This window comes from Lacisediminihabitans sp. FW035 (genome assembly GCF_054880895.1).
Window position 1 is genome coordinate 1,155,404 of the sequence record NZ_CM142187.1, and the last position, 13,089, is coordinate 1,168,492.

Consider the following 13,089-nt stretch of genomic DNA (forward strand, 5'->3'; position numbering starts at 1 on the left):
CAGAGGCTACTTATCGGTCGCAACCTTCTCTGCCTGTGACAGTACCGTCCGGAGGCTCTCGAAGTAACCCGCCACAGCCTCGCGCTCGATCCGGATCTGCGAGAGGCGCTCTTCGGCATCCGCGACGAGATCAGCGGTGCGCTTCTCGGCGTCCTTGACCATCGCCTTCGCCCGGGCCTCGGCGTTCGAGATGATCTCGGCGGCCTCATTGCCGGAGCGATCGCGCAGTTCGCGCGCCTCGGCCTTGGCATCGATGTCGATCGCGTCGGCCTCTGCTCGCTTCTCGCCGGTGATCCGCACCGCTTCGGCGAGCTGCGCCTGTGCTTCGTCGAGGTATTTCTGGGTCTGGGCGACGGCCTCCTGGTGCTTGGCCAGGAACTCCTTCTCGGCTTCGTCCCGGCGGGCCTTCAGCTCGACGTCGAGGTCGGTGCGTGCCTGTTCGGAATCGAGCGCGAGGCGGGTGCGGGCTTCGGCGGTGTCGTGGGTGAGGGACGCGCGGGTCTGCTCCACCTCGCGGGTGACGTCGGCACGAAGCTGCTCCACCTCGCGGGCGACGTTGGTGCGCTGCTCCTCGACGTCGTGCTCGAGTTCCGCGCGCGCAGCGGCGAGCTCCGCCTCGAGCTTCGCGCGCGCCTCGGTGGTCTCCTGCTCGAGTTCGGCTCGGGCTCGCTTCGATTCGAGGGCGAGCTTGGCCTTCGCCGCCTTCGCGTCCTGGGTGATGGTGGCGGCGGCGGCGGAGCGGTCCTGCTGCACCTTCGCGCGCGCCTCGGTCGTCTCCTGCTCGACGGCGGCGCGCGCGGCGGATGTCTCCTGTTCGAGCGCATCGCGAGTGGCGGCAGTGTCGAGCGCGAGTGCGTCCCGCGCGGTGGTGGTCTCCAGCTCGAGCGCGGCGCGCGCGGCCTCGGTCTCCTGTTCGAGCGCGACCCGAGTGGCCTCGGTCTCCTGGGCGAGGGCGGCCCGGGCGGCCTCGGTCTCCTGCTGCAGGGCGGTGCGGGCGGCGGTGGTCTCCTGCTCGATCGCGGCACGGGTCTCGGCCGTGCGGCGCGCGAGGGCGTTGTGGGCATCCGCTGTCTCGTTCTCGAGAATATTGCGCTTCTCCGCGCTGTCGAGCTCGAATGCCGTGCGGGCCTCTTCGATCTCGAGGGTGAGTTCTGCCCGCTGGGTCTCGGTGGTCTGTGCGAGCTCGATGCGGGCCGCTTCGGTGTCGCGCTCGAGGTCGGTGCGCTGCTGCTCGGTGTCCCGAGCCAGGTCGCCCCACTGCTTCTCGGCCTCGCTGGTGAACTCGGCGCGACCCAGTTCGGTCTCGCGGGCGAGCGCCGCAGCGGCATCCCGTGCCTCGCTCATCTCGCGGGTGGCGACGGCCTTGAGTTCTGCCGCTTCGCGCTCGGCCTCGGCCCGCACGGCGGCGGATTCGCGCTTGGCGGTGGCGCGGGCCTCGGCGGCCTCCGTGGCGACCGCGCCCCGGATCGCCGCGGCATCGCGGAGGGCGTCCTGGGTGATCGTCTCGGCTTCGGCCCTCGTGCGTTCGAGGAGCTCGGATGCTTCGGAGTTCGCAGAGTCGAGGATGCGGCCGACGGTGGCGTGGGCATCCGCGACGCTCTTCTCCGCGCTCTCCATCGCGTCGGTGCGCAATTTGGTGACCTCGGCCTGTACGCCACTGCGCAGCTTCTCGGCGTCGATATCCGCCTGGCTGATGAGCCGGGTCGACTGCTCTTCCGCGACGCGGAGCGTGTTCTCGAGCTTCGTGCCGAGACCGCTGTAGGTCGGGCTGCCGGTCTCCTCGATCTCCGCCTGCAGATCGTCGACGGTCGCGTGGAGCCGTTTGAGTTCCTTGGCGGCCTCGGCCTTGTCGCTGTTGGCTTTGATCAGCTCGCGCCGGAGGTCCTGGATCGCACTGTCCACCTCGTCGCGGTTGTACCCGCGCATCGCAGTGGTGAAGGTCTCGTCGTCAGTGGCCACGTTGTCTCCTCGTGAGTCAATTCGCCCGGCCGCGCGCAGAGTCGTGGCCGGAACCCTCCGAGTTTAGCCTGAGAGGGACACGGATCCGGCGGGCCGATTCGGGGGCCAGAACGCCCTGTTCACCCGTATTTTGTGGGTGATGGTGGGGTGCTTCACAGGGTCACTAGGCTATTCTGGAACGTCTTTGCCTGTTGCCAACGACGACTTTCCAGTCAGTCCACGGGCCTCCCGGCGTCACCCGTAGCCATCTTCCGTCGCTTCCGCGTCGGGTCTGGCGGTGTCGCGGGGGATACCGACCGCCGGTCGCCCACGGCAACACGAGAGGAGTAACCAACGTGCGTTTCATCGCCGCGATCATCAGTTTCGTGATCGCTTTCGGGCTCATCGCCTACGGTATCGCCCAGCGCACCGTGCTCGCCGAAGCCGACAGCGTCACCGCTTCGGAGACCTTCACGACCAAGGCTCCCGTCACCATCGTCAATTCTTCGACCCTCAAGTCGCTTCCGGGCCGCCAGGAGATCCAGATCAGTGGATCGAAGAAGATCTTCGCCGCATACGGTCGAACCGAGGATGTCCTGGCGTGGGTCGGAGACACCAGCTACAACCGGGTCGGCTTCGATCGGAACAAATCGACGCTCACCTCCAAACTCATGGCCGGCAAGGCCTCCGAAGTGCCGAACCCGCAGGGCTCCGACCTCTGGCTTGACGAATTCAGCGAGACCGACAGCCTCGACTTCACGGTGAACGTGCCGGACGACATCTCGGTGATCATCGTCTCCGACGGCAAGAGCGCGGCCCCGAGCAACCTCTCCATCCGCTGGCCGCTCGACAACCGCACCCCGTGGTCCGGACCGTTGATCGTCGGCGGGATCGTGCTGTTGATCATCGGCCTCGCGCTGTACCTCTGGGGCCTCGCCCACCTGCGTCGATCCCGCGGACCCCGTCGGAAGACCCCCAAGATGCCGAAGGTGCCCCGCCAGCGCAGCTATCGCCCGCGCAAGCCGAAGGCCGTCGCGCCGGTCGGGGGGCGCCGCTCCAGCCGACGACGGATGGTCACCATCGTTCCCGTGCTGCTGATCGGTGGCCTCACCCTCAGTGGCTGCTCGCCCGACTCCTGGCCAGATTTCGTCACCGGCGCCTCCTCCGCGACGCCCACCCCGACCGCCTCGACGACGGCCGCCGCGGCAGATCCCACGCCTCCGGCCGTCACGGTCCCGCAGCTCAAGGTGATCATCGCGCGCATCTCTGCGGTCGCCGCGAAGGCCGATGCCGACAAGGATGTCGAGCTCGCCAAGACCCGCTTCGACGGCCCCGCGCTCGACCTGCGCTCCGCCAACTACGCCATCCGCAAGGTGGACGATACCCAGGCCGCTCTCGCCGCTATCCCGGCCAGTACCGCGACGGTGATCCTTCCGCAGCAGCAGAAGGCCGGCAAGTGGCCGCGAGTGGTGTTCACGGTCGTCGTGAACCCCACCGACAAGAAGGTGCCGCCGGTGGGACTCATGCTCGAGCAGAAGACGCCCCGGTCGGACTACAAGGTGCAGTACGCGACGGCTCTCGAAGCCGGGGTGGTGCTGCCGAAGCTCGCCGCGAAGGAGGTCGGAGCCCCGCGCCTCGACCCCGATGTGAAGCTTCTCGAGCTCGAGCCGTCGAAGATCGCGCTTGCCTACGGCGACATCCTCGAAAAGGGGCCGACGAGCGAATCCGCCAAATACTTCGACACCTCGGACGACAAGCTGATCGGACTGATCGGGCTCGAATACCGAAAGTCGCTGCAGGCCGCATTGCCAGCCACCGCGAAGATGGAATTCGCGAACGCGGTCGGGCCTTACGACAGCATCTCGCTCGGTAGCAACGACTCCGGTGCCATCGTCGCGGTGTATCTCAACGAGACCGTCACGGTGACCCCCGTCGAAGCCGGCGCGGCCGTCAACCCCGAGGGCCAGGTGAAGTCGCTCTCCGGCGTCACCGGCTCGACCAAGGGAACAGTTGCGGTCTACGGTGACCAGCTCCTGTTCTACGTTCCGGCCTCGACGAGCAAGCAGAAGATCTCCCTGCTCGGATTCGCGACCGGTCTCACCTCAGCCAAGGAGCTCCCGTGACCTCGATTCCCCCCGCCAGCCGCGCTAATCTGCGCGGTGCCGTCGACCTATCCTCGCTGGTGCGGCCGCCCGCGGCACCGGCCGGCGGGGCACCGGGGGCCGGTACCACGGTGCCGTCGCTGGTGGTCGAGTCGTCCGATGCGGCGTTCACGGGCATCCTCGATCTCTCGCAGACCGTGCCCGTTGTCGTGGAGCTCTACGTCGGGGAGCCCTCGGCCACGCTCATCCGCGTCGTGACGAGCTATGCCGGGCGAATCGTCTTGGCGACGGTGGATGCCGCGGCCAACCCCCAGCTCACCGAGGCCTTCCACGCGGTCGCCGCCCCGACCGTCGCCGCGGTGGTCGGAGGTCGTCCGATCGCGCTGTACGAGGGCGAGCTCCCCGAGGCGGACGTGAAGCAGGTGCTCGACCAGTTGCTCACCCTCTCAGCACAGCAGAACGTGACCGGGACGGTCACCCCGGCTGATGCGGGTGCCGAGCCGGCTGAGCCGGTGGAGGAGCCGCTGCCGCCGCACCACCAGGAAGCCTACGACGCCATCGCCGCGGGCGACTTCGAGACGGCCATCCGCGAATACCGCACTGCCATCGCGCAGGATCCACGCGACCAGCTCGCCGTGGCCGGACTCGCCCAGGTCTCGCTGCTTTCCCGGCTCGGCACGGCGTCCGCCGCGGAGATCCGGGATGCCGCGGCCGCTGCCCCGACGGGGGTGGATGCCCAGCTCGCTGTCGCCGACCTCGACGTCTCCGGTGGACACCTCGACGACGCATTCGCTCGGCTCCTCGATCTTTTCCCGACGCTGGACCAGCCGGCCAAGGACCGCGTTCGCACCCGCCTGCTCGACTTCTTCGAGATCGCGGGGGTCGACGATCCGCGCGTGGTCGCCGCACGGCGCCGCCTGACGGGCCTTCTGTACTGAGCACGGCTTAGTCGCATGCCCGGGGTCTTCGGGTGTCGCTTGGCCCGCTTGCGGACGCGCCCGGCGACTGTGCGTAGCGCAGTTGAATCTGCGCCCGAAAGTCCGGCCGGGATTCAACTCTGCGGCCGAAAGTTGACCGTGCGGTCGCACGTTTCGTCGCAGAGTGCACTTATGGCAGCAGAGTTGCCGCCCGGCCCCGCCCGACCCCTGCTGGTCGAGTAGGGCGCTCCGCGCCCGTGTCGGGACCGGGCGTGGGTCTCGACACGCTTGCTGGGGCTCGCTACTCGACCGGCACGGGGCTGGCGCTCGCGTGGCGAGGCCGGGGAGGTTCTGCTGGTCGAGTAGGGCGCTCCGCGCCCGTGTCGAGACCGGGAGTGGGTCTCGACACGCTCGCTGGCGCTCGCTACTCGACCGGCACAGGGCTGGCGCTCGCGTGGCGAGGCCGGGGAGGTTCTGCTGGTCGAGTAGGGCGCTCCGCGCCCGTGTCGAGACCGGGAGTGGGTCTCGACACGCTCGCTGGGGCTCGCTACTCGACCGGCACAGGGCTGGCGCTCGCTACTCGACCGGCACAGGGCTGGGGCTCGCTACTCGACTGGCACAGGGCTGGCGCTCGCGTGGCGAGGCCGCTACCGCCGGAGCTTCAGCCAGAGGCCCGCGAGCGGGGGCAGCGTGACCTCCGCGGATGCCGGGCGTCCGGCCCACGGGGTGTCGGAGGCCTCGACCGCGCCGAAGTTGCCCACTCCCGAGCCGCCGTACTCCGAGGCATCCGTGTTCAGGATCTCGTCCCAGGTGCCCGCGAACGGAAGCCCCACGCGATACGGTCCGACCGGATTGCCGCCGAAGTTCATCAGCACGGCGATCGGATTGCCGTGGTTGTCCCAGCGGAGGAACGAGACGGCGTTGTGCTCGGCGTCGCCAGCGTCGATCCACTCGAAACCGCCCGGATCGTTGTCGCGCGACCACAGAGACGGCTGGTCGCGGTAGACCCGGTTCATCTGGCTCACCAGGGTGAGCAGCCCACGGTGGATCGGCTGATCGAGGATCCACCAGTCGAGCCCGCGCTCTTCGCTCCACTCCGAGGGCTGCCCGAATTCGGAGCCCATGAACAGCAGCTGCTTGCCGGGATGCGCCCACATGAACGCGAGATACGCGCGCAGATTTGCGAGCTTCTGCCACTGATCGCCGGGCATCTTGTGCAGAAGCGAGCCCTTGCCGTGCACGACCTCGTCGTGACTGATCGGCAGCAGGAAACTCTCGGTGAAGGCGTAGACCATGCTGAAGGTGATCTCGTTGTGATGATACGAGCGGTTCACCGGGTCTTCCGCCATGTACGACAGGCTGTCGTGCATCCAGCCCATGTTCCACTTCAGGCCGAAGCCGAGGCCGGAACCGCCCGTCGGCTTGGTGACTCCCGGCCACGCGGTCGACTCCTCGGCGATCATCATGATTCCGGGGTTTCGCTTGTACGCGGTGGCGTTCACCTCCTGCAGGAAGCTGATCGCCTCGAGGTTCTCCCGACCACCGTTGACGTTCGGCAGCCAGTCATCCGCCTCCCGCGAGTAGTCGAGGTAGAGCATCGAGGCCACGGCGTCGACCCGGAGGCCGTCGATGTGGAAGTCCTCGAGCCAGTAGCTGGCATTCGCGACGAGGAAGTTGCGCACCTGCGAGTCGCCGAAGTTGAAAACGAGCGTGCCCCAGTCGCGTTGCTCGCCGCGCCGAGGGTCGGAGTGCTCGTAGAGCGGCTGGCCGTCGAAGTTGGCCAGGGCCCATTCGTCTTTCGGGAAGTGGGCCGGAACCCAGTCCATGATGACGCCGATGTCGGCCTGGTGGAGGCGGTCGATCAGGTAGCGGAGGTCATCCGGATGCCCGAAACGGCTGGTCGGAGCGTAGTAACCGGTCACCTGGTAGCCCCAGGACCCGCCGAACGGATGCTCGGCGAGCGGCATGAACTCGACATGGGTGAAGCCGGTCTCCTGCAGGTACGCGATCAGTTCATCCGCCAGCGCACGGTATCCGAGGCCCGGACGCCAGGAGCCGACGTGCAGTTCGTAGACGCTCATCGGCGAATTGTGCGGGTCACGCTCGGCGCGACGACGCATCCAGTCGGCGTCGCCCCACTCGTACAGGGTCTGGCCCACCTTCGACGCGGTCGCGGGCGGGATCTCGGTGTAGCGGGCCATCGGGTCGGCGCGCTGAACCCAGCGGCCATCGGCGGTGAGGAGCTCGAACTTGTAGGAGGTGCCGGGAGCGAGGCCGGGCACGAAGAGCTCCCAGACGCCGTTGTCGTCGAGGCGCCGCATCGCGTGCCCGAGGCCGTACCAGCCATTGAAGTCTCCGAGCACCCGCGCGGCCTTCGCGTGCGGCGCCCAGACCGAGAAGCTGGTGCCGACCACGTCTTCGTGCGGCCGGAAATGCGATCCGAAGACCTGCCAGAGCTGCTCATGGCGACCCTGGCCCCACAGGTAGAGGTCGACCTCACCCACGGAGGAGACGAAGCGATACGGGTCTTCCGCGATCCAGTCCGGACCGTTGGAGTAGGTGGTCTCGACCGTGTACGCCTGTCCGGCGCCGGGATAGTAGCCCTGCCAGAGGCCGTCGGCAAGGTGCACGAGCGGCACGCGGCTGCCATCGGCGCGGATCGCCGTCACCGATTCGGCGAGGGGACGGATGACCCGGATCACAAAGCCATCCCCGACGGCGTGCTGGCCGAGGGTCGCGTGGGGCTGAGGGTGACGGCCTTCCACAAGCGCCGCGACGTGGTCGGGGTGCAGCTCGGGCAGCGTGACGGCGAGCCCGGCGGCGGCTTTCTTCGCGGGCGTAGCAGTCTTCGCGGCGGGTTTCTTCGCGGCGGGTTTCTTTGCCGCGCGGGGAGCGACGACCTTCTTCACGGTCTTCGCAAGCACCTCGGCCTCGGCCTTCACCGCCGCAGCGATCTCGGCGGCCTCGGCACCGACAGCTTCGGGCACCGACTTCTTGGGGGTCTTGGACGGGTCCTTCGCCATTTACTTGCCTCTCGGGAGTTCGACACGCAGGATGTGGACGGGCTCGACGAACGCGTCGAGGCGCACGAAGTTCTGTTGTCCCCAGGTGAATTTCTGCCTGGTGATGAGATCGGTGACCTCGAAGGGCTCGTCCGGGTCGACACCGAATCGGGTCGGGTCGAGGTAGACGGTGGTCTCGCGCGCGGAGTGCGGATCGAGGTTGGCCACGACGATGATCGCGTCCCCGCGTCCGGAGCGGGTGAATTTACCATCGAGATACTTGCTGTAGACGAGGATCGAGCCGTCGTCGCTCCAGTGGATGTCGAGATTGCGCAACTGCCGAAGCGCCGGATGCTCTGCCCGGATCTTGTTCAACTGGGTGATGTATGGCGCGAGCGAGCGCCCGGCTGCCTCGGCCGCGCCGAAGTCGCGCGCCTTGTACTCGTATTTCTCGTTGTCGACGTTCTCCTCGGAGCCGGCTCTCGCCACATTCTCGAAGAGCTCGTAGCCGGCGTAGACACCCCAGCTCGGCGAGGCCGTCGCCGCGAGCGCCGCCCGGATCTTGTAGGCCGGCGGTCCGCCGAACTGCAGGAATTCGGTGAGGATGTCCGGGGTGTTCACGAAGAGGTTCGGGCGGAAGTAGGCCGCGTGCTCGTGGGAGATCTCGGTGAAGAACTCTTCGAGTTCCTCCTTGGTGTTTCGCCAGGTGAAGTAGCTGTAGGACTGTTGGAATCCGGCCTGGCCGAGGGAGTACATCATCGCCGGGCGGGTGAACGCTTCCGCGAGGAAGACGACGTCGGGGAATTCCGAGTTCACCTGGTGCAGCATCCACTCCCAGAATTGGAGCGGCTTGGTGTGGGGATTGTCCACCCGGAAGATGGTGACCCCGAGTCCGATCCAGTACCGGACGATGCGCAGCACCTCGGTGCGGATGCCGATCGGATCGTTATCGAAGTTGATCGGGTAGATGTCCTGGTACTTCTTCGGCGGGTTCTCGGCGTAGGCGATCGACCCGTCGGGAAGGGTGGTGAACCACTCGGGGTGCTCCACGACCCAGGGGTGGTCGGGCGAGCACTGGAGCGCGAGATCCAAAGCAACCTCGAGCCCGTTCTTCTTCGCGGTGTCGACGAACGCCTCGAAGTCCTCGACCGTGCCGAGATCCGGGTGGATGGCGTCATGCCCGCCGTCCTTCGACCCGATGGCCCAGGGAGATCCCGGATCGTTCGGTCCCGGATTGAGAGTGTTGTTCGGTCCCTTGCGGAAGCTCACCCCGATCGGATGGATGGGGGGAAGGTAGATGACGTCGAATCCCATGCCGGCCACAGTGGGCAGCCGACGGGCGGCGGTGCGGAAGGTGCCGCTGGTCCAGGTGCCGTCCTTGCCCTTCTTCGCGCCTTCCGACCGCGGGAAGAACTCGTACCAGCTGCCGGCTCCGGCGCGGGTGCGTTCGACGCGTACCTCGAGGGGGAGGCTCAGCGTGGTCAGGCTGGCGAGGGGGCTCTTCTCGATCTCCTCGGTCACGCGGGGGTCGAGCGCGACCTCGAACCGTGCGGCGGGCGAGAGGCTCTTGGTGCCCATCACCTTCGCGGCATCCGTCAGGATCTTGTTCGTCGGGTCTGCTTTCACCGCCCGGGCGAGGAGCCCGGACCCCATCAGCAGCATCAGCTTGACGTCGATTCCGGCCGGGATCTTGATCTCGGCGTTGTGCAGCCAGGTGGCCCAGTCGTCGTTCCAGGCCTGCACGCTATAGACCCAGGTGCCCTGCACGTCGAGGAGGACTTCGACCTCCCAGCGGTCGAATCCGACCCCGACCTCGTGCATCCGGTGCTTGGACTGCACTCCGTCCGGGGTAGTCAGGAGAAGGTCGACACCCAGGATGTCGTGCCCCTCCTTGAATACGGTCGCCTGAAACGGCACGACCTCTCCGACGAATGCTTTCGCGGGCCAGTTGTTCTCGGGCTGTTGGGGAGCGAGGTCCCGAATCGGGATGCGGCCCATCTTTGGTTCGTAGACATTCGTCACACTTCGACCGTAGCGGCTCAGCAAAAGAATCTCTCCCCCTTGACTGGCGACCCACTCTTCGCGTTTTTGTGGAAACGGTTGCAGTCGCGGGTTCAAACCGTCACTTTCTGCCCCTAGGGTGTAACGGTGAAGGCTATCCGTCGATTTACCGTCCGCACCGTTCTCCCCGATGTGCTCGCGCCCCTCGAAGAACTCGCCACCAATCTCCGCTGGTCCTGGCACCTGCCGACCCGCCGACTGTTCGAAGACATCTCTCCGGAGCTCTGGGAGTCGAGTGGTCATGATCCGATCGGCCTCCTCGGCGAGATCGAGCCGGCCAGGCTCAAGGAGCTCGCCGAAGATCAGGGCTTCGTCGCTCGGGCGGCATCCCTGTCCCAGGACCTGCACACCTACCTCACCGAGCCGCGCTGGTACCAGCAGACGGTGACGGATGACGCGCCGAAGGCGATCGGCTACTTCTCTCCGGAGTTCGGGATCGCCGCGGCCCTTCCGCAGTATTCCGGCGGCCTCGGCATCCTCGCCGGCGACCACCTCAAGAGCGCCTCGGACCTCGGGGTGCCGATCATCGGGGTCGGTCTCTTCTACCGCTCGGGGTACTTCGCCCAGTCCATCTCGCCCGATGGCTGGCAGCAGGAGTCCTACCCGGTGCTCGATCCGGACGGCCTCCCGCTTTCAGTGCTCCGCCACCCGGATGGCACGGCAGCGCAGGTCGCGCTCGCCCTCCCGGGTGGTCGCGCACTCTACGCGCGCATCTGGCAGGTCGCTGTCGGTCGTATCCGCCTCCTGCTCCTCGACACCGACATCCCCGAGAACGAGGACTCCCTCCGTTCGGTCACCGACCGCCTCTATGGCGGCGGCGGCGAGCATCGCCTGCTTCAGGAGCTACTGCTCGGAATCGGCGGCGTTCGTGCCATCAAGCTCCTCACCGAGCTGACCGATGCCGAGACGCCGGAGCTCTTCCACACCAATGAGGGCCACGCCGGCTTCCTCGGGCTCGAGCGAATCAGCGACCTGATCGGCGAGGGCCTGTCGTTCGACGAGGCCCTCCAGGTGGTGCGCGCCGGCACGGTCTTCACCACCCACACGCCCGTTCCCGCCGGCATCGACCGCTTCGACTCCTCGCTCGTGCAGCAGTACTTCTCCACCGACCTCCTTCCCGGGGTCGAGGTCGATGACGTGCTCGCGCTTGGCGCCGAGAACTACGAGGGCGGCACCGCCAACACCTTCAACATGGCGGTGATGGGACTTCGTCTCGGGCAGCGCGCCAACGGAGTCTCTCAGTTGCACGGCGAGGTGAGCCGCGGCATGTTCGGGGCGCTCTGGCCCGGATTCGACGCCGACGACGTGCCGATCACCTCGGTGACCAATGGCGTGCACGCCCCCACCTGGACCGACCCATCGCTCGTCGCACTGGCGGCCGACCGCCTCGGCACGTCCGACACCACTACGGCGGACTGGGCCTCTCAAGCGGTGAGCGATGCCGACCTGTGGAACGTGCGCAACGGCATGCGCCAGCAGCTCGTCACGGATGCCCGCGCCCGTGTATCCGCCGCCTGGGCCGAGCAGAATCCCGGCCTCGGCGACCCTTCCTGGTTCTCGCAGGTTCTCGACCCGAATGTGCTCACCATCGGCTTCGCCCGTCGCGTGCCCACCTACAAGCGCCTCACCCTGATGCTGCACGATCCCGAGCGCCTGCGCTCGATCCTGCTCTCCAAGGAGCATCCGGTGCAGATCGTGATCGCCGGCAAGTCGCATCCGGCCGACGACGAAGGCAAACGCCTCATCCAGAAGCTCGTCGAGTTCTCGCAGGACCCCGACATCCGCAAGCGGATGGTCTTCCTGCCCAACTACGACATCGCGATGGCGCAGCTGCTCTACCCCGGAACGGATGTCTGGCTGAACAACCCCCTTCGGCCGCTCGAGGCCTGCGGAACCTCCGGTATGAAGGCGGCCCTCAACGGCTCGCTGAACCTCTCCATCCTCGACGGCTGGTGGGCCGAGTTCTACGACGAGGAGAACGGCTGGGCGATCCCCAGCGCAGACTCCGCGGGGGATTCCGCCGAGCGCGACAAGCTCGAGGCCGACTCCTTGTACGACCTCATCGAGCACCAGATCGCCCCGCGGTTTTACGACCGCGGTACCGACGGGGTGCCGACACGATGGGTCGAGTCGATCCGCCACACCCTGTCGACCCTGTCGTTCGAGCTCTCGGCGGACCGCATGGTGCGCGAGTACGTGCAGCGGCTCTACGTGCCATCGGCCGCGGCACACCGCACCATCTCGGCCGACAGCTACGCTCCGGCGCGCGCGCTCGCCGCGTGGAAGTCGCGCGTCACCGCGGCCTGGCCCCATGTGTCGGTCGCGCACGTCGAATCCGGGGGAGTGGATGCGGTGCCCCAGGTCGGCGACGAGCTGCACGTACGCGCCCACGTCAACCTGGCCGGTCTCTCCCCGGCGGATGTCGCTGTGGAGGTCGTCTTCGGGCGGGCCCGCGAGAACGACCGCCTCGAGAACCCCCAGAGCGTCGAGCTCGCACCTTCTCCCACCGTCGGCGACCCGGCCCAGTTCGCCGGCACCGTCACGCTCTCCCGAGCGGGCAGCTTCGGCTACAACGTGCGAGTCGTGCCGCGCAATGCCCTGCTGGCGAGCCCCGCCGAACTGGGGCTCATCGCCGTCGCGTCGTAGGGTCGGCGGGGCGGCCCCGCTGGAGTGATGGTGCGGCGCTCGTCGCGGTGCGGCGCTCGTCGCGGTGGGGCGCTCGTCGCGGTGCGGCATGCCTTTCGCCGGCCTGGCCGCCCGCGAAGGCCTCCTGTTCGCGGATCAGGAGTTGCGAGCGACCCGCCGCGGTTCACAGCCCCTATTCGCGGCGTGTCGTCCGTGCTTCCTGATCCGTGAACACCGTCCTCTCCTTCGTGGGGGCCTCCGGGCTCGACAAGTGCACAGAAGAGCCCAGCGGGACTCGTCCCGCGTCGGCGGGAGGCATCCTGCTCCTATGCAGGATCTCGAAGACGTATTCGCGGCTCGCGGCGGTTTCGCCCAACGAAAGGACTTCGTCGCAGCCGGATTTCGCGCTCGAGATCTGGCCCGGATGGTCGCGACCGGCCAGAT

Annotated in this window: 6 protein-coding genes; 3 read left to right on the top strand and 3 right to left on the bottom strand. The window is 67.5% G+C overall.

The genetic code is table 11. The annotated features are described in order from the left end of the window. Positions 1 to 6: 6 nt before the first annotated feature. Positions 7 to 1,959 (bottom strand): DivIVA domain-containing protein, encoded by a 1,953-nt coding sequence (locus tag ACVXZ4_RS05570; protein ID WP_461797242.1) that lies wholly within the window; start codon positions 1,957 to 1,959, stop codon positions 7 to 9. A 335-nt stretch (positions 1,960 to 2,294) separates the two neighbouring features. On the opposite strand from ACVXZ4_RS05570, the gene ACVXZ4_RS05575 reads away from it, so the two are divergent. Beyond that, positions 2,295 to 4,061, top strand: a complete 1,767-nt coding sequence (locus tag ACVXZ4_RS05575) for a hypothetical protein (protein ID WP_461797243.1) — start codon at positions 2,295 to 2,297, stop codon at positions 4,059 to 4,061. Beyond that, positions 4,058 to 4,978, top strand: coding sequence for a co-chaperone YbbN (locus ACVXZ4_RS05580; protein WP_461797244.1), 921 nt, complete (start codon positions 4,058 to 4,060; stop codon positions 4,976 to 4,978). The genes ACVXZ4_RS05575 and ACVXZ4_RS05580 overlap by 4 nt, the downstream gene beginning before the upstream one ends. Before the next feature lie 626 nt (positions 4,979 to 5,604). Here the strand turns inward: ACVXZ4_RS05580 and glgB are convergent. Both glgB and ACVXZ4_RS05590 read right to left on the bottom strand, forming a co-directional pair. After that, entirely contained in the window at positions 5,605 to 7,980 is a 2,376-nt protein-coding gene (gene glgB, locus ACVXZ4_RS05585) for a 1,4-alpha-glucan branching protein GlgB (protein ID WP_461797245.1), read from the bottom strand. Beyond that, complete coding sequence (locus ACVXZ4_RS05590) at positions 7,981 to 9,957, bottom strand: alpha-1,4-glucan--maltose-1-phosphate maltosyltransferase (RefSeq protein ID WP_461797924.1); 1,977 nt, start codon at positions 9,955 to 9,957, stop codon at positions 7,981 to 7,983. Between the two features lie 150 nt (positions 9,958 to 10,107). Here ACVXZ4_RS05590 and glgP point away from each other — a divergent pair, with 150 nt between their 5' ends. After that, positions 10,108 to 12,666 (top strand): alpha-glucan family phosphorylase, encoded by a 2,559-nt coding sequence (gene glgP, locus ACVXZ4_RS05595; protein WP_461797246.1) that lies wholly within the window; start codon positions 10,108 to 10,110, stop codon positions 12,664 to 12,666. The last annotated feature ends 423 nt before the right edge of the window (positions 12,667 to 13,089 follow it).